Source organism: Achromobacter sp. HZ34, from assembly GCF_002209485.1.
Classification (GTDB): domain Bacteria; phylum Pseudomonadota; class Gammaproteobacteria; order Burkholderiales; family Burkholderiaceae_B; genus Bordetella_C.
Genome location: NZ_NJIX01000007.1, coordinates 339,941 through 358,681, shown reverse-complemented (window position 1 = coordinate 358,681; position 18,741 = coordinate 339,941). Strand labels below are relative to the sequence as shown.

At 64.8% G+C, this 18,741-nt stretch carries 18 protein-coding genes, 1 tRNA gene and 1 other RNA gene; 13 read left to right on the top strand and 7 right to left on the bottom strand.

All coding sequences use genetic code 11. From position 1 onward, the window contains the following. Both dnaX and ffs read right to left on the bottom strand, forming a co-directional pair. A partial coding sequence (gene dnaX / locus CEY05_RS25980; protein WP_088600183.1) for a DNA polymerase III subunit gamma/tau occupies positions 1-1,304 on the bottom strand: 1,304 nt, incomplete at its 3' end. Positions 1,305-1,420: 116 nt separating this feature from the next. Continuing rightward, positions 1,421-1,518, bottom strand: an RNA gene (gene ffs / locus CEY05_RS25975) — signal recognition particle sRNA small type. A 106-nt stretch (positions 1,519-1,624) separates the two neighbouring features. Between ffs and CEY05_RS25970 the strand changes: the two genes are divergently transcribed. The 3 genes from CEY05_RS25970 to CEY05_RS25960 all read left to right on the top strand — a co-directional run bounded on the left by CEY05_RS25970 (position 1,625) and on the right by CEY05_RS25960 (position 2,615). Beyond that, positions 1,625-1,699 (top strand) — tRNA-Arg (locus tag CEY05_RS25970). 242 nt (positions 1,700-1,941) lie between these two features. After that, complete coding sequence (locus tag CEY05_RS25965) at positions 1,942-2,235, top strand: type II toxin-antitoxin system RelE/ParE family toxin (RefSeq protein WP_088600169.1); 294 nt, start codon at positions 1,942-1,944, stop codon at positions 2,233-2,235. Positions 2,236-2,312: 77 nt separating this feature from the next. Then, positions 2,313-2,615 carry an addiction module antidote protein gene (locus CEY05_RS25960; protein ID WP_088600182.1) on the top strand — a complete coding sequence of 101 codons (303 nt, stop codon included), beginning with the start codon at positions 2,313-2,315 and terminating at the stop codon, positions 2,613-2,615. Between the two features lie 6 nt (positions 2,616-2,621). Here CEY05_RS25960 and CEY05_RS25955 read toward each other — a convergent pair whose 3' ends face one another. Beyond that, complete coding sequence (locus tag CEY05_RS25955; RefSeq protein ID WP_158219430.1) at positions 2,622-3,605, bottom strand: tripartite tricarboxylate transporter substrate binding protein; 984 nt, start codon at positions 3,603-3,605, stop codon at positions 2,622-2,624. Positions 3,606-3,788: 183 nt separating this feature from the next. Here CEY05_RS25955 and CEY05_RS25950 point away from each other — a divergent pair, with 183 nt between their 5' ends. After that, on the top strand, positions 3,789-4,745 hold the full coding sequence (locus tag CEY05_RS25950; RefSeq protein ID WP_088600167.1) for a LysR family transcriptional regulator: 957 nt from the start codon (positions 3,789-3,791) through the stop codon (positions 4,743-4,745). 110 nt (positions 4,746-4,855) lie between these two features. On the opposite strand, the gene CEY05_RS25945 is transcribed toward CEY05_RS25950, so the two are convergent. Beyond that, a complete protein-coding gene (locus CEY05_RS25945) occupies positions 4,856-5,422 on the bottom strand; it encodes an XRE family transcriptional regulator (protein WP_088600166.1) in 567 nt (188 codons plus the stop codon). A gap of 246 nt (positions 5,423-5,668) precedes the next feature. Here CEY05_RS25945 and CEY05_RS25940 point away from each other — a divergent pair, with 246 nt between their 5' ends. From CEY05_RS25940 to CEY05_RS25910, 7 genes are all read left to right on the top strand, one after another. Then, on the top strand, positions 5,669-7,030 hold the full coding sequence (locus tag CEY05_RS25940; protein ID WP_088600165.1) for an LLM class flavin-dependent oxidoreductase: 1,362 nt from the start codon (positions 5,669-5,671) through the stop codon (positions 7,028-7,030). A 75-nt stretch (positions 7,031-7,105) separates the two neighbouring features. Next, positions 7,106-7,609, top strand: coding sequence for a flavin reductase (locus CEY05_RS25935; RefSeq protein WP_088600164.1), 504 nt, complete (start codon positions 7,106-7,108; stop codon positions 7,607-7,609). Positions 7,610-7,613: 4 nt separating this feature from the next. Next, entirely contained in the window at positions 7,614-8,858 is a 1,245-nt protein-coding gene (locus CEY05_RS25930; protein WP_088600163.1) for an MFS transporter, read from the top strand. Positions 8,859-8,910: 52 nt separating this feature from the next. Further along, positions 8,911-10,335: an NAD-dependent succinate-semialdehyde dehydrogenase gene (locus CEY05_RS25925; RefSeq protein ID WP_088600162.1), complete on the top strand. Its 1,425-nt coding sequence runs from the start codon at positions 8,911-8,913 to the stop codon at positions 10,333-10,335. 94 nt (positions 10,336-10,429) lie between these two features. Continuing rightward, positions 10,430-11,449 (top strand): methionine ABC transporter ATP-binding protein, encoded by a 1,020-nt coding sequence (locus CEY05_RS25920; protein ID WP_088600161.1) that lies wholly within the window; start codon positions 10,430-10,432, stop codon positions 11,447-11,449. Continuing rightward, positions 11,446-12,120: a methionine ABC transporter permease gene (locus tag CEY05_RS25915; RefSeq protein ID WP_088600160.1), complete on the top strand. Its 675-nt coding sequence runs from the start codon at positions 11,446-11,448 to the stop codon at positions 12,118-12,120. Before CEY05_RS25920 ends, CEY05_RS25915 begins: the two co-directional genes overlap by 4 nt. A gap of 48 nt (positions 12,121-12,168) precedes the next feature. Beyond that, positions 12,169-12,942, top strand: a complete 774-nt coding sequence (locus CEY05_RS25910; protein WP_088600159.1) for a MetQ/NlpA family ABC transporter substrate-binding protein — start codon at positions 12,169-12,171, stop codon at positions 12,940-12,942. Positions 12,943-13,149: 207 nt separating this feature from the next. On the opposite strand, the gene CEY05_RS25905 is transcribed toward CEY05_RS25910, so the two are convergent. Further along, positions 13,150-14,082 (bottom strand): LysR family transcriptional regulator, encoded by a 933-nt coding sequence (locus CEY05_RS25905; RefSeq protein WP_088600158.1) that lies wholly within the window; start codon positions 14,080-14,082, stop codon positions 13,150-13,152. A 107-nt stretch (positions 14,083-14,189) separates the two neighbouring features. Between CEY05_RS25905 and CEY05_RS25900 the strand changes: the two genes are divergently transcribed. Both CEY05_RS25900 and pbpG read left to right on the top strand, forming a co-directional pair. Beyond that, the gene (locus CEY05_RS25900; protein WP_088600157.1) at positions 14,190-15,161 is read left to right on the top strand and encodes a tripartite tricarboxylate transporter substrate binding protein; all 972 of its coding nucleotides are present in this window, start codon (positions 14,190-14,192) and stop codon (positions 15,159-15,161) included. A gap of 354 nt (positions 15,162-15,515) precedes the next feature. Next, entirely contained in the window at positions 15,516-16,736 is a 1,221-nt protein-coding gene (gene pbpG / locus CEY05_RS31850; RefSeq protein ID WP_233161709.1) for a D-alanyl-D-alanine endopeptidase, read from the top strand. Between the two features lie 209 nt (positions 16,737-16,945). Here the strand turns inward: pbpG and ybaK are convergent, their stop codons facing one another. Further along, positions 16,946-17,437 carry a Cys-tRNA(Pro) deacylase gene (ybaK, locus tag CEY05_RS25890; RefSeq protein WP_088600156.1) on the bottom strand — a complete coding sequence of 164 codons (492 nt, stop codon included), beginning with the start codon at positions 17,435-17,437 and terminating at the stop codon, positions 16,946-16,948. A 147-nt stretch (positions 17,438-17,584) separates the two neighbouring features. Beyond that, on the bottom strand, positions 17,585-18,559 hold the full coding sequence (locus CEY05_RS25885; RefSeq protein WP_088600155.1) for a tripartite tricarboxylate transporter substrate binding protein BugE: 975 nt from the start codon (positions 18,557-18,559) through the stop codon (positions 17,585-17,587). Positions 18,560-18,741 lie beyond the last annotated feature (182 nt).

The window sequence follows — 18,741 nt, the reverse complement described above, 5'->3', positions numbered from 1 at the left end:
GCCGGCGCAGCCGAAGCCGGCGCAGCCGAGGCCGGCGCAGCCGAAGCCGGCGCAGCCGAGGCCGGCGCAGCCGAAGCCGGCGCAGCCGAAACCGGCGCAGCGGCTACCGGAGCCGCCGCTGCGGCCGCGACGACCGCAGGGGCGGCAGGTGTAGCAGCAGCATTCCCCGTCGACTCCTGGCTGCCGCGCGTCGGCGGCGGCATAGTCTGCGGGGGACCGGCCTCGCCGCTCAAGGACAGCATGCGCAGGCAGGCCATGACGAAGCCGGCGTACTCATCCGGCGCCAGGGCCAGTTCCTGCCGGCTATGCACCGCCACGGAATAAAACAATTGCACCGCATCGCCGTGCAGCATCCCGGCCAGGCGCGCAACATCGGCGGCCAGCGGATCGTCGGCCGGCGTGGCCCCGCGCACCCGCTGCTCGATGGCCACCCGCGACAACAGTACAGCCAGGTCAGCCAGCGCCCCGCCATAAGACAGACCGCGCGTGGCCAATTCATCCGCCACCGCCAGCACCGCCAAGGCGTCACCGACCGCCAGCGCGTCGAGCAGCCGTACCAGATGCCGCTGATCGATGGTCCCGAGCATGCCGCGCACGGCCTCCTCGGTCAGGTTGCCGGCGCTGTAGGCAATGGCCTGATCCGTCAGCGACAGCGCATCGCGCATCGAACCGGACGCTGCCTGGGCAATCAGCCGCAAGGCTGGCACTTCGGCCGCGACCTGTTCCTCGCCCAACACGTGGGTCAGATGCCCGACGATGGCGTCCGGCGGCATCTGCTTCAGATTGAATTGCAGGCAGCGCGACAGCACCGTCACCGGAATCTTCTGCGGATCGGTGGTCGCGATAATGAACTTGACGTGAGGCGGCGGCTCTTCCAGCGTCTTCAGCATGGCGTTGAAGGCGTGCCCGGTCAGCATGTGCACTTCGTCGATCATGTAGACCTTGAAGCGTCCGGCGCCCGGCGCGTACACCGCCTGTTCCAGCAGCTGGGTCATTTCATCGACCCCGCGGTTGGACGCCGCGTCCAGCTCCAGGTAGTCGACGAAACGGCCGGCATCGATTTCCGTGCAGGCCCGGCATACGCCACAGGGCTTGGACGTGATGCCGGTTTCACAGTTGAGCGATTTCGCCAGGATGCGCGACAGCGTGGTCTTGCCAACGCCTCGCGTACCGGTGAAGAGCCAGGCGTGATGCAGCCGCTGAGTATCCAGCGCATGCGTCAGCGCGCGCACCACGTGGTCCTGCCCCACCAGGGTGTCGAAGGATCGGGGCCGCCACTTGCGAGCCAGTACGAGATAGGTCATGGGCGGATTGTAGAGCCTGCCGGGCTGGAAGACGCCTGAAAGACAAAAGGGACGGGCCACGACGACCACCTGCGCTTTGACACGCGGTTCCGTCATGGCCCGTCCCCGGGGAATTAGTTGACGAGCCTTACTCCGGCACTGATCCTAAACGACTGTGGCTGCTTCGTTCCCGACCTGACCAGGTTCACCGCCGAACCATGCGAAGGGGCCCGTCACCGCGAATTCTAACAGATCGGCGCGATGCATCGTCCGGCAGGCGTGCAGATGTTAGAATCTCGATCCCTCCCGGCGCGGCCTTCGTCGTGCCTGTTGCTCAGCAGCTCGCCGTAGTTAAACGGATATAACCGGCCCCTCCTAAGGGTCAATTGGTGGTTCGATTCCACCCGGCGAGGCCAATCGCTTCCTAGCTCAGCCCTCTCTTCCTTCGCCATTCCAGCGGAGGCACCATCGTTGTATCCAGAACGAACCCTATCGCGTGAATTCGCACTCACCCCTGGTCGACCATCCGGCATCATGAGGCAAACGGTTCGTATCCAGCAGGCTACTTTTTTTGCGAAATCGTAGCCTACTGGCTACAATAGAGCCTATCAATCCCCCGGAAGGAAGGCACCAACGCAAACGTCTGGTGAGCGGGGACATGAGAGAGATAGTAAGTACCGAAGAATTTGATGAATTCGAAGCGAACCTGAAGGACGTAGCAGGACGCGCACGCATCCAAGCGCGGATCCGGCGTCTGGCAGAAGGAAACCCGGGCAGCCATAGGAACCTGAAGCACGGAGTGACCGAATTGAAAATCGATGTGGGCCCTGGCTATCGGGTGTACTACACGCTGCGGCAAGACGGTTCTATTGTGATACTGCTCGCGGGTGGAGATAAATCTACCCAAAATTCAGACATTGAGCGGGCATACAAGTTGGTTTCGCAGCTTTGATGCTCATGCACCAGGAAAGTATTCGTATTGCATCGCGAGTGCTTTTCTTAGCGCTCCCACCTGAAGGGGCTATGAACATGGATAAATTAGTGACCCGGAAGTACGACATCGCTGAGAGGCTCCGCACGCCGGAGGAAATGGCTGCTTATCTGGATGCGTGCATTCTGGAAAGTGAAGGAGATGCCGCCTTCATCGCGAAGGCTCTCGGTGATATTGCCCGTGCACAAGGCATGACAAAAATTGCTCGCCAAACTGGCCTCTCTCGCGAGAGCCTTTATAAAGCACTGTCCGGCGAGCGCTCGCCGGACTTCGCCACGATCCTCAAGGTAATGAACGCCCTGGGGATCTCATTGCACGCTGAGGCGCATCGCCCAGCGTGACCCAGGTCAGTCGAGCTTGATGCCGCTGGCGATGCCGCGCAGTTTTTGATCCTCTTGCTTCATGAAACCCGCGAAATCTTTCTGCTCGGCGGGTTGGGCGACGGTCAGGCCGGCGGTTTCCAGTTGCTGCTTGACCTTCGGGTCCTGCAACACCTGCTCCAGCGCGGACGCGAGCTTCGCGCGGCGATCCTCGGGCATGTTCTTGGGCGCGAACACGCCGAACCAGAAGCTGAAATCCAGGTTCTTGACCGACTTGCTCTCGTTGATCGCCGGGACCTCAGGCGCGGACGCGTCGCGCGCCTGGCCGGTGACGCCAAACGCCTTGATGGCACCCTGGCGCGCCTGCGGCAGCACCACCGACGGCAGCGCGACGCCCAGGTCGATCTGTCCGCCCAGCAAATCCGTCATCAGGGGCGCCGCCCCGCGGTAAGGCACGTGCAGCATCGATACATCCGCGAGCTTCATGATCTGCTCCATGACGATCTGCTGGTACGAACCGACGCCCGTGCTGCCGAAACTCAACTTGCCCGGCTGCTTGCGGGCCAACGCAATGAGGTCGTCGAAAGAATTCGCCGCCAAGTCCTTGCGGCCGATCACCATGAAAGGCGTGCTGCCCACTTTGCCCACGGGCGTGAAGTCGGAATACTTGTACGGAACGGCCGAGTTGACGATAGGCAGCAGAACCGTCTCGTTTACCGAGCCCAGCATGATGGTGTAGCCGTCCGCCTTCTCCCGCAGGACCTTGGCCGCGCCGACGGCGCCCGCGTTGCCACCCAGGTTCTCGATGACGACCGGCTGCCCAAGGATCCGCGCCATGGGTTCGCTGAGGTAGCGCGCCACGCCATCGGACCCGCCGCCGGCGGGAAACGGCACTATCATCGTGATCCGCTGCGTGGGGAAACTGTCCGCGGCGTGCGCACACGTTGCCGTGGCCAGCGTTGCGAAGGTGGCGGCCAGGAAAGCGCGCCGCGAGAGGTTGCGGTAAGGCATGTAAATCCCCTGAAGATTTATTTTGGTGAAAATGTGAGCAATCAGGCTTGGTAAGCCGGCAGAGCCAAAGGCAATGCCGGAGCCAGCAAGGGCGACAGCTTGCCCACCTTTCACCCCTCGGGCAAAACTAAAACCCACCCTCCGATTCAAAAAAGCTATCGCTCGCCCCCGGAATCCCAAGTAATGATCAATTCCCCCGCCACTCTCGTAAACCGCATGGTGGCCAAGCTTCGATTGCGGCAGATGCAGCTGATCGTGCTCACCGCTGAATTGGGCAACACCCATAAGGTGGCCGCGGAAGCCGGCATCAGCCAGCCCAGCGTCGTCAAGTTCCTGGGCGACGTCGAGAGCCTGCTGGACATCAACCTGTTCGAACGGCATGCCCGCGGGATGCGGCCGACGGCGGCCTGCCACACGCTGCTGCCCACCTTGCGCAGCATGCTGCGGCTGATCCAGGCGACGGCTAGTTCCCTGGTGGACCTGCAGACCGGCACGGCGGGCGTCATCCATATCGGCGCGCTGCCGGCCGCCTGCCAGGGCCCCATCATGAGCGTGCTGGCACGCTTCGCCGAGAGCCATCCCCATATCAGCACGCACCTGCATGAAGACGAGACCGCGGCCCTGATGGAAGACCTCAGCGCCGGGACGCTGGATGTGCTTTTCACCCGCCAGTCGCATCCCTACCCGGAGGGCTATGCGTTCATCCCCTTGCTCGCCGACCGCGCCGCGGTGGTGGCGCGCAGCGGGCACCGGCTGGCAAGCGAAAAGCAGCTGACCGTCGACGCGCTGGCGCGAGAGAAATGGCTGACCTTTCCAGCCAGCATGACCAGCCGCACGGTCTTCGAAAGCTGGTTCGCGCGCGCGGGACGGCAGCCCGAACGACTCAATGTCACCACCAGTTCACTGTCCGCCATCGTCACCATCGTGGCGGAGAGCGATGCCCTGGTGGTGCTGCCATACAGCCTGGTCGCGCCCAGCGTGGCCAGCGGCCGCTTCTGCCTGCTCGATACGGAAAAGATCGAACCCTTGCGGCCCCTGGGCATACTCTGGCGCTCGGATACGCCCTCGCTCGCTGTCCGCATCCTGTGTGAATGGATGAGCAGGGAGATTGAATCGACCGCTGGGCCCGCGGCAGGCTGACGGCGAGACTGGCCGCGAACTTCGCGTTGCCGGCCCTGCTTTGCCGGAGATGATGCCCGTGTCGGAGCCGATGCCGATGCCGATGCCGATGCCGGAACCGGCGCTCGTGTCTACCGCTTGGTCAACGCGATCAGGTACGAACAAGGCTTGTCGCCGGGATTGGCGAACGTGCAGGACGCCGGGCGGCCCAGTTCCAGGCAGTCGCCGGCCTGCAGGGTGTGTGTATCCGGGCCTTCCTGAAAAACCAGCACACCTTCCAGCACCCACATCAGCTGATGCTGGAAGGTGAATGCGTCCGGCGGATACGACACCCGCGCATTCGGGGGCAGGTCGATACGCAGCAGTTCAGTCACGCCGCCATTGGCCGGCGACACGGTGCGCCGCACATAGCCGGTCTCTGGATCTACCCACACCGGCTGGTCGTCGTGCCGTAACAGCCGGCCATTGACCTGTTCCGCCATGGCCAGGAGCGCCGACAACTGCAGGCCGAATGCGCCGGACAGGCGGCCAAGAATGGTGGCCGTGGGACTGGCTTCGCCCCGCTCGATCTTGCTGATCATGGCCTTGGACACGCCGGAACGATCCGCCAGCTCCGCCAATGACCACTTGCGCGCGTCACGCTCTTGTTTGACGTGCAAGGCAATGGCCGCGGAGGGATCGTGGAAGGTGGGACTCATGATGGACGTACGCCTTGGCGGCGGGACCAGGCCCGCCCCGCTTTGGCTCTGGACAGGGGAAACGATTATACGTTTGGGACGATTCGAGCCGTGGACGGCCGCCACCAAGGATCAGGACAAACCCGAATCTTAGCGAAAACGTCTTGTATCCGATTCATATCGTCCACTATATTGGACACAGCATTTGATCCAGATCAAATCTGGCTCGAAAACAAGACCAACGACCTATCAGAAAACGGAATCGAGATGGCGCGCGAAATTCGGATCAATGCGTTCGACATGAATTGCATCGGGCATATCCAGCAGGGCCTGTGGACGCACCCGCGCGACCAGTCGACCCGCTATACGGACATCCACTACTGGACCCAGCTGGCACAAAAACTGGAAGCCGGCCTGTTCGACGGCATCTTCTTCGCCGACGTGCTGGGCGCCTACGACGTCTACGGCGGCAACACCGACGCCACGCTCAAGGGCGCGGTGCAGCTGCCGGTAAACGACCCCTCCCTGCTGATCCCTGCCATGGCCGCCGCCACCCGCCACCTGGGTTTCGGCGTGACCTGCAACCTGACCTACGAACCGCCCTTCTCCTTCGCCCGCCGCATGTCCACGCTGGACCACCTGAGCGGCGGACGCATAGGCTGGAACATCGTCACCGGCTACCTGGACAGCGCCGCCCGCGCCACCGGCCTGACCGGGCAGATGGCCCACGACGACCGCTACGACCTGGCCGACGAGTACATGTCCCTGGTCTACAAACTGTGGGAAGGCTGCTGGGAAGACGGCGCCGTGGTCAACGACCGCGCCCACCGCATCTATGCGGACCCGGCCAAGGTCCATCGCGTGCACCACGACGGCCGCCAATACAAGGTGGATGCCCTGCACCTGTCCGAACCCTCGCCGCAGCGCACGCCCATCCTGTACCAGGCCGGCGCCTCCACCCGCGGCCGCCAGTTCGCGGCGATGCACGCCGAATGCGTGTTCGTCAACGGCCAGAGCATGAGCGGCGTGCGCGCCATCGTCGACGACATCCGCGGGCTGGCGGTGCAACAGGGCCGCAAGGCCAGCGACCTCAGCGTGTTCCTGGGCGCCACCGTCATCACCGGCAAGACCGAAGCCGAAGCCCGCGAGAAATTCGAGGACTACAAGCAGTACGTGGACATCGAAGCCGCGCTGGCGCATGCTTCGGCCTCCATGGGCATAGACTTCGCCAAATACGACATGGACGAACCCATCCAGACCGGCCAGAGCCAGGCTATCGTCTCCAACGTCGAGGCCATGACGCGCGCCGCCGGTCCCACCTGGACCAAGCGCAAGCTCATCGACCAACTGGTGCTGGGCAGCCGTCAGGCGCCGCTGGTAGGCTCCGCCGAACAGGTCGCCGACACGTTGATCGCGTGGACCGAGCAGGCCGATGTGGACGGCTTCAATCTTTCGCGCACGGTCACGCCCGAATGCTTCGAGGACTTCATCGACCTGGTGGTGCCTGTCCTGCAGGAACGCGGCGCCTACAAGACCGCCTATCGCGAAGGGGTCTATCGCGAGAAGCTTTTCGGCCATGCCCATTTGCCGGCGACGCACCAGGCCGCGCGCTATCGCGCGGGTGCATGAGCCGCATGCGGACCGCCAGCCGCTGATTGCAAGCATGACATTTGTACGGACGACTCTTGTACGGACGACACTGAAATGATAGCCAAGACTGTGTATCGCGATGCCATGGCCAGGATGGGCGCGGCCGTCAACGTAATCACCAGCGACGGCCCCGCCGGCCGCTGCGGCTGCACCGCCTCGGCGGTCTGCGGCGTGACCGACCAGCCGCCCATGCTGCTGGTGTGCATCAACCGCAGCAGCCGCAACAACACCGCCTTCAAGGAAAACTCCCGGCTGTGCGTCAATGTCCTGGACGCCAGCCAGCAGGCCCTGGCGCTGCGCTTCGCGTCCAAGGACATGGCCGTGGACGAGCGCTTCTCTGAGGGCGACTGGGACGTGCTGGAAACCGGCTCGCCCGTGCTGCGCGGCGCCGCGGTATCGCTGGACTGCGACATCACCTTCACCGCCGAAGTAGGCACGCACACGGTGTTCTATTGCGCCGTACGCAGTGCCACCAGCCTGGAGAACAGCGAGGCGCTGATCTATTTTGACCGGGGCTTCCACCGGGTCGGCCGTGCCACGCACGCCGTGGGCGCCTGAGCCCATGGCCAGCGCAAGTCATCCCGCGCAGCCGGCCCGCCAGCCGGGCGTCGGCAAGGCCGCGTCGCTCGTCATCCTGCTCTTCTGCCAGGTCTGCGCCATGTCGGTCTGGTTCGCGTCCGCCGCCGCCGTGGCGACCATCAAGCAGGCGGTGGCGCTGACATCCTGGCAAGAGGCGCTTTTGACCAGTTCGGTGCAGGCGGGCTTCGTGGCGGGCACCATCGCCAGCGCCCTGCTGGGGCTGGCGGACCGCTTCGACCCGCGGCGCCTGTTCATGCTGTCGGCCTGGGTGGCCGCGGGCGCCACGTTGCTGCTGGTGGTGTGCCCACCCGCCGGGGCACCGGTGTACGTGCTGCGCTTCCTCACCGGCATGTGCATGGCAGGCGTCTATCCCGTGGGCATGCGCCTGGCGGCCACCTGGGCCAACCGCGACCTGGGCCTGCTGATCGGCCTGCTGGTGGGCGCGCTGACGCTGGGTTCGGCCAGTCCGCACCTGTTGGCGGCGTTCGGCGGGATGCAATGGACGTCGGTCTACCTGGCCGCCGGCACGCTGGCCGCCGTGGCCGGACTGGCGATCAATTTCTGCGGCGTGGGGCCCTCCATGACGCGCGCCGCGCGTTTGAACCCGGCCGCCGTGGCACAGGCCTGGCGCCACCGGCCGCTGCGGCTGGCCAACCTGGGCTACCTGGGACATATGTGGGAGCTGTACGCCATGTGGGCGTGGCTGGCGGTATTCCTGCAATTCAGTTTCGAAGCCAGTGGCGCGGCGCAGCCGCATCTGGCCGCCGAGCGCATCACCTTCATCGCGATCGGCGCGGGCGCCGCCGGTGCCTGGGCAGGCGGCTGGTTCGCCGACCGTTATGGCCGCACGGCGGTCACCACCATCGCCATGCTGGTGAGCGCCTCGTGCGCCGCGACCATAGGCTGGACCGCCGGCGCACCGATGGCCGTGGTGGCGACCATCGCGGTGGCGTGGGGGATTTCCGCGATCGCCGATTCGGCGCAGTTCTCGGCCAGCATCGCCGAACTGGGCGCGCCGGACAGCATCGGCACCTTGCTTACCGCGCAGACCTGCGCAGGCTTTCTGCTTACCTTGGTCAGTATCCATCTGGTGCCGCCGGTGCAGGCTGCGCTGGGATGGCCCGGCGCGTTCGGGATGCTGGCCATCGGACCGGCCATCGGTTGCGTGATGATGCTGCGCCTGCGCGGCGATCCGGCATCGCTGCGCATGGCCAACGGACGTCGATGACCCCGGCCGCAACGGCCTTCCGCAACGCAACACCGCAATCCAGGAAATCATAATGAGCTATCCCTCCATCCGGATGCTGATCGACGGCGCGTGGATAGAAGCGCCCGGCCAGCCTGTCGTCGATCCCGCCACCGGCGCGGCCATCGGCACGGTGCCTCATGCGCAGGCCCCGCATCTGGACGTCGCGCTGGCCGCCGCGGCAAAAGGCTTCGAGACCTGGCGCCGCGTCGCGCCGGCCGAACGGTCCCGCGTCATGCTGCGCGCCGCGGCGCTGGTGCGCGAACGGGTGGAAGCCATCGCCCGCGACATCACGCGGGAACAGGGCAAGCCGCTGGCGCAAGCGCGCGCGGAAATCCTGCGCGGCTGCGATTTGATCGAATGGGACGCCACGGAAGCGCGCCGCGTGTACGGCCGCGTCATCCCCGCCGAACCAGGCATGCGCCACACCGTGATACGCGAACCCGTGGGCGTGGTGGCGGCGTTCACGCCGTGGAACTTCCCGCTCAGTTCGCCGGCCCGCAAAGTGGGCGGCGCCCTGGCGGCGGGCTGCGCCATCATCCTGAAGGCGTCCGAGGAAACGCCCGCCGGCGCGATGCATCTGGCCCAGGCCTTCCTGGACGCCGGCTTGCCGCCGGGCGCATTCAACCTGGTGTTCGGCGATCCCGGCTTCATTTCCAGCTACCTGATTCCCCATCCCGTGATCCGCCTGGTCACGTTCACCGGTTCAACGGCGGTGGGCAAGCACCTGGCCGCATTGGCGGGCGCGAACATGAAGCCGGTCATCATGGAACTGGGCGGCCACGCGCCCGTGATCATCTGCGAAGACGCCGACCCGCGCGCCGCGGCGCTGGCAAGCGTCAAGGCCAAGCTCAACAATGCCGGCCAGGTCTGCGTGGCCCCCACCCGCTTCTTCGTGCACGCCGCCATCCATGACGAGTTCGTGGCCGCTTTCGGAGAAATGGGCGCGAGCGTCAGGCTGGGCGATGGCATGGATGCCGGCAGCGACATCGGCCCGGTCGCCAATGCGCGCCGGCTGCACAGCCTGCAACAGCTGACCGACGACGCCCTGGCCAAGGGCGCGCGCCGCGTGTGCGGCGGCACCGCACGCGACGGCAAGGGCTACTACTTCCCCTTCACCGTCCTGGCGGACGTGCCGGCACATGCCTTGGCCATGCACGAGGAACCGTTCGGCCCCTTGTCGCTGGTCACGCGCGTGCGGTCGCTGGACGAGGCCATCGCCCAGGCCAACAGCCTGCCCTTCGGCCTGGCGGGTTATGCCTTCACCGAATCGGCGCGTAATGCGCGGCGCCTCGGCGATGAACTGGAAGTGGGCAACCTGGCCATCAATCACTTCGTGTCCGCCGTCTCGGAAACGCCGTTCGGCGGCGTCAAGGACAGCGGCTACGGCCGCGAGGGTGGCACGGAAGGCCTGGAGTGCTACACGCATGCGAAGAGCATTTCGCACCTGACCGCTTGACCAGGCCACGGAAGGAAACACGCGGAACGCAAGAACGAGCGGTCGACCCACGCAAGATGGGCGCGGCGCAAATAATGAACACGGGGAAAAAAGAATGATCGAGCTTCGAGCCATACAAAAGAGCTACCAGGTGGCGGGAGCGGCTGTCGTGGCACTGAAGGAAATCGACCTGACCATCGCGTCGGGCGAGATATTCGGCATCATCGGCCATTCCGGCGCCGGCAAGTCGACCTTGCTGCGCATGCTGAACCTGCTGGAGCGGCCCACCGGCGGCAGCGTGTCCGTGGACGGCGTCGACCTGCTGGCCTTGAACGACGAAGACTTGCGCCAGTTTCGCCAGGGCGTGGGCATGATCTTCCAGCACTTCAACCTGCTGGGTTCCAAGACGGTGGGCGACAACGTGGCCTTTCCCTTGAGGATAGCCGGCAAGGCCGACAGGGCACAGATCGACGCACGCGTGGACGAACTGCTGGAACTGGTCGGCCTGCGGCGCCACAAGCACAAGTATCCGCGCCAGCTTTCCGGCGGCGAAAAGCAGCGCGTGGGCATCGCCCGCGCCTTGGCCAACCATCCGCGCCTGCTGCTGTGCGACGAGGCGACCAGCGCGCTGGATCCGCAGACCACCCGGTCCATCCTGCAACTGCTGCGCGAGATCAACGAGAAGCTGGGCCTGACCATCGTATTGATCACGCACGAGATGGACGTGATACGCACTGTCTGCGACAAGGTGGCCGTGATCGATACAGGCCTGATCGTCGAGCACGGGCCCGTCAGCAAGATCTTCCTGCATCCCCAGCACCAGACCACGCGCCGCTTCGTGCAGGAAGCGGAACATCTTCCCGCCGACACCGCCAGTTTGGCGCCCTCTGACAGCCAGAACAAAACGATACGGCGGCTGACGTTCATGGAGGACACGGTGCATCAACCCATCCTGTCGCGCACCGCGCGCGAGTTCGGCATCGACTTCTCCATCCTCAGCGGCCGTATCGAGCAGATCAAATCCACCACCTGCGGCCAGATGACCATTGCGCTGGAAGGCGACGGTGCCCGCATCCACGCCGCCCTGGCCAGCCTGTGCGCGCTGGGTGTCACGGTCGAGGAGGCCACGTCATGAACGCGTACCTGAGCGGATTATTCAGCAACGTCGACTGGCTGGACATCGGCTGGGCCACGGTCGACACGCTGTCGATGCTGGGCGGCTCGCTGCTGCTGACGCTGTTGCTGGGACTGCCCCTGGGCGGCCTGCTGTTCCTTACCAGTCCCAATCAGCTGCATGCCTCGCAACGCGTCTATGGCGCCGTCTCGCTGGTGGTGAACGTGCTGCGCTCGCTGCCCTTCGTGATCCTGCTGATCGCGATGATTCCGGTAACGGTGTTCCTGACCGGTACTTCGCTGGGCGTGATGGGCTCGATACCGGCGCTGGTGGTGGCGGGCATTCCCTTCTTCGGACGCCTGGTCGAATCGGCGCTGCGCGAAGTGGACCGCGGCATCATCGAAGCCTCGCTGGCCATGGGCGCCAACACGCGCCAGGTGGTGCTGGGCGCCCTGCTGCCGGAAGCCTTGCCCGGCATCCTGGCGGCCGCCACGGTCACGGCCATCGCGCTGGTGTCCTACACCGCGCTGGCGGGCGTGGTGGGCGGCGGCGGCCTGGGCGACCTGGCGATCCGCTACGGCTACCAGCGCTTCCAGCTGGACGTGATGTTCATCACCATCATTTTCCTGCTCGCGCTGGTGCAGATCCTGCAAAGCGTGGGCAGCCGCCTGGTGCTGCATTTCAGCCGGTAAGTCTTATCAACCCGTTGGACCACTCAACCGAAAGCCGGAGAGAACGAAGTGAAGAAACTCATCGCACTGCTGGCCCTGGCCTGCGCCTTTTCGGCACAGGCCGCCGACCGCCTGGTGGTGGGCGCGAGCCCCACGCCGCACGCCGAGATCCTGGAGAACCTGAAGCCCATGCTGGCCAAGGAAGGGGTCGAACTGGACATTCGCATCTACACCGATTACGTGCAGCCCAATGTGCAATTGGCGGAAAAGCGCATCGACGCGAATTTCTTCCAGCACAAGCCGTACATGGATGAATTCAATCGCAGCCGCGGCACCAACATCGTTGCCGTCAGCGATATCTTCGTCGCGCCGTTCGGTGCCTATTCCAGCAAGGTCAAGAACATCAAGGACCTGAAGGATGGGGCCACGGTGGCCATTCCCAATGACGCGGTGAACGGCGGCCGCGCGCTGCAGTTGCTGCATCAGGCCGGGGTGATACAGCTGTCCGACCCGCTCAACACCAAATCCACGGTGAAGGACATCGCCGCCAATCCGAAGAACATCAAGATCAAGCAGCTGGAAGCGCCCATGCTGCCGCGCGTGCTGCCGGAGGTCGACCTGGCCGTCATCAACACCACGTTCGCCCTGGAAGCCAAGCTGAACCCGACCACCGACGCCCTGTTCCTGGAAGGCGACAAGTCGTCCTTCGCCAATCTGCTGGCGGCCCGTCCCGATAACAAGGACAGCCCGGCCATGCGCAAACTGGTCGAGGCCCTGCGCTCGCCGCAGGCCGCGAAGTTCATGCAGGATCGTTTCAAGGGCAGCATCGTTCCGGTGTTCTGACCGCAGCGACAAGCATGCCCCTCAAACGGGCCTGGGCGTTTCGACGCGCCCAGGCCCGTTTTTCTTGTGCCGAAGCGACGCATCGGCAATCGGCGTCGCGCCGGCACGCAAAAAGTAAGCCGGCGGCCATCATGAAAAGATGGGCGGCACCGGCTATCCGCGCGGACTGCGCCGCGGTGTTGGCGATCGAGGTTGCCGCATGACGCATCAGCGCTTCGGCGGACTGGCGCCGGTAGCGCTTGCCAAGGCGTGCTGGACCGCTTCTCGCCACGCCTGCTGCGGCCGGTCCTCGGCTTCGACCTGGCGCGTCACCACGCCAAGTTCGAAGACCGGGCCGCCCTTGGGCAGCGGCCACACGTCCACGGGATAGATATCGGTCAAGCGCCGGTCGATCAACTGCAGCACGGAAAAACCCAAGCCGGCACTGACCATGGCGACGATGGCGGCGGCGCTGCCCAGTTCCACCAGGCTGCGCTTGCCAGGCACCAACTGCTGCACATAGCGCGTGGCCATGCCGCCGGTGGTGGTCGCCCTGTCGTAGCGGATCCAGTCCATCGCGCGCATGCGGCTGGTGAGGTCAGCCGTGCCCAGCGGCCGATGCGCCGTATCGCGCGCGCCGTTCTTGCCGCCCGGCGGCGCGATGAAGACCAGGGACTGCGAGGCCAGCGGCGCCCAATGCAAACCCGCGCGCAAGCCGCGCTGCGGACGCGCCACGATGGCGGCATCCAGCCCGCCCGCCTTCACTTCATCCGTCAAGGCCGCGCTGGTGCCACGCTGCGGCGCGATGGTCAGGCGCGGATGATATTCACGCAGGTAAAGCATCGCGGCCGGTAGCAGTATGGGCTGCAATGCTTCTATGATGCCCACGCGCAGATGGCCTTCGACAACGATGCCAGGCCGCCGCCGCAAGGCCTCCAGCATGCTCAAGGCCGGCTCCATGGTGCCGACCAGTTCCAGCGCGGCGGGCCGTGGCCGCACATGCTGTCCCGAGCGATCGAACAGCGGCTTGCCGACATACTGCTCAAGCTGCTTCATCTGCATGCTGACGGCGCTGGGCGTCATGTGCCGCGCGTGCGCCGCGGCTGCGAACGAACCCTCGGCGACGACCGCGGCCAGGGTCTGGAAGGCTTCGAGTTTCATCAGAAAATTTGATCTTTATCAGCAAATTAAGTCACTTTTTATGCTAGTCCACAAAACCTAGACTGCCCATAAGGAACAAGAAAAAAACCGCACTTCAGGAGACACGCATGAACCGACGAGGTTTTCTAGCCACCACCCTGCCCGCCGCGTGGGCCTGTACCTGCCTGCCAGCCCTGGCCCGCGCCGCGGATCTGGCCTCGACACTGCGCGTTGAAGTTGGCGCGCCCCCCGGCGGCGGCACTGACTTCGTGGCCCGTGCCCTGGCCATGGGCATGACCGCCGAACTCAAGCGCACGCTGGTGGTGGAAAACAAGCCTGGCGCCGGTGGCAACATCGCCGCCAATGCCGTCGCGCAGGCGTCCGGTGACGCCAGCACGCTGCTGGTGGCCTACACCAGCTTCGCCATCAATCCCAGCATCCAGGACAACCTGCCTTACGACCCCGTGCGCAGCTTCACGCCCATCAGCCTGCTTGCCACCTCGCCGCTGATCCTGGTCTGCAAGGCAGATCTGCCGGTGAAGAACACGGCCGAACTGCTGGACTACGCGCGCAAGCACCCGAAGCAACTGAGCATCGCGGGCGCCGGCCTGGGCAGCGCCAGCCAGATGGCCGGCGAGATGTTCAAGGCGCAGGCCAAGCTGGACATCGTCAGCGTGCCTTACAAGGGCGCCGCGCCGGCGGTACAGGACATCCTGGGCGGCCAGGTCCATTTGCTGATGTCGGAGGTGGCGACGGTGCAGCCGCTGTTGCGCAGTGGCAAGCTCAAGGCGCTGGGCGTCAGCACGCCGGAACCCCTGCCCGACTATCCTGACGCCCAACCCATCGCCAAGTTGCTGCCGGACTTCGACTACCGGGTCTGGTTCGGGCTGTTCGCGCCCGCCGGCATCCCCGCGGAGCAGGCCGGAGCGCTGGAGCAGGCCGCCGTCGCCAGCATCAAGAACGCCCAGATCGCGGAGCGTCTGAAACAGCAGGGTCTGGATCCCGTGGGCAGCAGCCGCGCGGATTTCACGACCTTCATCCAGGCCGATATCAAACGCTGGCAGAAGGTGGCCAGCGCCACCGGCGTGCGCATGGGGTGATCGGTCTTGCGCAATGCAGACCCGGGCCGGCGCAATTCCGCCGCCGGCGTTACAACCCCGAATGAACTAATTCCCCGTTTTCACAGACGAATACCGCCATTCCCGCCACGCTTTCCAGGCGTCGGCCCGGCGGCGGTTCCGCTCGGGCAAGGCCTCCGCCTTCCGTCCCCTTATTGACTTCCTCGGGATTACACCGACCGACAAGCGCGGCGCGGCATGACAGGATTACGTTTCCACACAGTTAGCTTTTAAAAGATTGTTTAAATTAATCGCCTAACCCTATAATTCAAATCAATTTTTCGCCGCAGACAGTGCCGAAACATCTATTCACACCCTGACAAGTCAAGTTTTACTATGGCGCAACTCTGGAAACGATCGGTATTTGCAGCAGCGGCTCCGCTGCTGCTCGCGCTATCGACCCTGTACGTTTCGGCTGCGCATGCCGCCGCCGACCCGTGCAAGGTGAACGCAAAATCGGCGGCCTGCAAAGCCGAGCAGGCCAAGGCCGCGAAGAAAGCCCCGGCGGCAAAATCCGCCGCCAAAGCCCCCGCCGCCAAGACCGCGGCGAAGAGCAGCACGGCGAAGCAAACCGCCAAGCCGGTGGCGAAGAACAGCAAAGGCAATGCGAAGAGCACGGCCAAGGCCGAACCGGCCAAGAAGACGGTGACCACCAGCAGGACGGTGGCCGGCCGCAAGGAAACCACCATCAGGACCGCGGCCGGCAAACCGGCCACGGTATCCACCCGTACGTTGACGCCGGTGCGCACCACCGCCACGGCCGACGCCGGCGACGCGGTGGCGCGTTTGACCACGCCGTCCTCGCAAGCGGCCGCGCTGCGTTCCAGCGTCGCTTACGTGCAGGACGTGGCGACCTCGACGGTGCTGTTCTCCAAGAACGAGGACACGGTGCGCCCCATCGCTTCGATCTCCAAGCTGATGACGGCGCTGGTGGTGGTCGACGCCAACTTGCCCATGGATGAAATGCTGGACGTCACCGACGACGACATCGACCGTCTGCGCCACGCCTCGTCGCGCCTGCCGGTGGGTAGCCGCCTGAGCCGTGCCGACATGCTGCACGTGGCCCTGATGTCCTCGGAGAACCGCGCCGCCCATGCGCTGGGCCGCTATTATCCGGGCGGCATGCCGGCCTTCGTGCGCGCCATGAACGAAAAGGCGCGCGAACTGGGCATGCTGGACACGCACTTCGTCGAGCCTACCGGCCTGTCGAGCGAGAACGTGTCGTCGCCGCGTGACCTGGTGCGCCTGCTGCGCGCCGCGTCGCAGCGGCCGCTGATCCACCGCTACACCACGGACACCGAGTACGACGTGGAAATGCGCAAGGGCCGTACGCAGACCTTCCGCAATACCAATGCGCTGGTGCGCAACGCCGATTGGGACATCAAGGTGTCCAAGACCGGCTACATCAATGAAGCGGGCGAATGCCTGGTGATGATGGTGCGCATCAATGGCCGCGACCTGGCCATCGTGCTGCTGGACTCGCAAGGCAAGTATTCGCGCGTTGCCGACGCGGTGCGGATCCGCAAGTTCGTGCAGAACGAAGTGGCGATGCTGTAGGCGTTATCGGATGCTGGAGACGCAGCGCGGCCCCACCGCCGCGCCGGTCGCCCCCGCAACGGAGCCAGGCTCTGTTGCGGGGGTTTTTATTTGCACGGATGCAGGCAGCGAACTGCGGGGTGCAGCCCGGCACTGCGGGGCGCGGCCGGGGCGGCGAGGCGCAGCGACGCACGGAGGGGCGCGGCGACGCCAAGCGCCGCGCGCCGTGCTTAGTCTTCCAAGGCTGCGTTGACCGGCTTCGCGCCGAGCAAGTCCACCAGGACTTGCGGGGCGATGGCTACCAGGTAGCCGCGCCGGCCGCCGTTGATGTAGACCCGCGGAATATCCAGGATGCTCGCTTCCACCCACACCGGCATGCGCTTGCGCGTGCCGAAGGGTGATGTGCCGCCGACCTGATACCCCGAATGGCGTTGCGCCGTATCAGGATGGCAAGGCGCGATTTTCTTGGCGCCGGTCTGGCGCGCCAGGTTCTTGGTGGACACTTCGCGGTCGCCGTGCATCACGATGATCAGCGGGCGCGCGGCCTCGTCTTCCATGATCAGCGTCTTGACCACGATGTGCGGGTCGACGCCCAACTGCCGCGCCGATTCCTTCGCGCCGCCGTGGTCGACGTAGTCGTAGGGATGTTCGGTGAAGGCAACCTTGTGCTGCCGCAGGAATTGCGTGGCAGGCGTTTCGGAAACGTGACGGGCTTTGCTCATGGCCCGGATTTTATGCCGACGCCGCCCGCAAAGAAAAAGACCTGTGCAGTGCACAGGTCTTCCCGATCGCGGGCACAGCGGACCGGCACAGCCGGTTCGCCAGTGCCGCCCCCTGGGGGGCCGCGCCCCGCGCGGTACGGGGGACTTTTATTCCAGCTTGATGTTTTGCTGCTTCACGACGTCCTTCGCCCAGTCGAACTGCTGCTGGATCTCCTTGGCGAATTCTTCCGGCGTGTTACCCGACGGCGACGACCCCTGCTCGTCCAGGGCCTTGATGACCTTGGGATCCTTCAGCGCGATCACAGCGGCGTCACGCAGCTTGTTGACGATCTCCATGGGCGTGCCCTTGGGTGCCAGCAAGCCGTACCATACCGGCTGGTTCAGCACCGGGAAGCCCACTTCGGCGAAGGTCGGCACATCCTTCATGTTGGGGATGCGCTGCGGCCACGCCACGGCCATGGCCTTGAGCTTGCCGGCCTGGATCTGCGGCATCGACGAAGGCAGGTTGTCGAACAGGATCTCGACCTGGCCGCCCACCGCGTCGGCCAGCGCCGGACCCGAACCCTTGTAAGGCACGTGCACGATCTTCGTGCCGGTCGCCATCTTGAAGGACTCGCCCATCAGGTGCAGCACGCCGCAGGTGCCCGAGCTGCCGTAGGAATATTTGTCCGGGTTCTTCTTCAGGACCTCGACGAATTCCTTGAAATCCTTGGCCGGGAACTTGGGATTGATCGACACCACGTTGGCGGTGTTGGCGAAGTTCGTGACCGGCTGGAAATCCTTGATCGGATCGTACGGCAGGTCATTGGGACGGCATGCCGGATTGACCGCCATCGTGGATACCGTGGCGATCGACAGCACGTAGCCGTCCGGCGCAGCCTTGGCACCTTCAGCGGCACCGATGGCGCCGCCCGCGCCGCCCTTGTTCTCGACCACCAAGGGCTGCCCCAGTTCCTGGCTCATGCGCTGCGTGACCAGACGGGCGATGATGTCCGTCGAACCGCCAGGCGCGAAAGGCACGATCACGCGGATGGCGTGCTCGGGATAGCCCTTGGCGTGGGCGCCGGTGGCGGCGAACGACAGTCCCAGGGCAATGGCCGCGGCCAAAGTACGCTTGTTCATTCTGGTAAATCCTCCTAAGTCTCCAACCCGCCCGTTTGCGGGCCGATCTGTTTCCGGATGCGAAAAATAAGAATTGCTTTTGGCAGGCGCAGTCCTTCACAAATCGAAGAATAGCAGCATTCGTTTACATCAGATATCGAGGAAATCCCGGCACACGCATAACAGGGATAGGCCGACCAGGG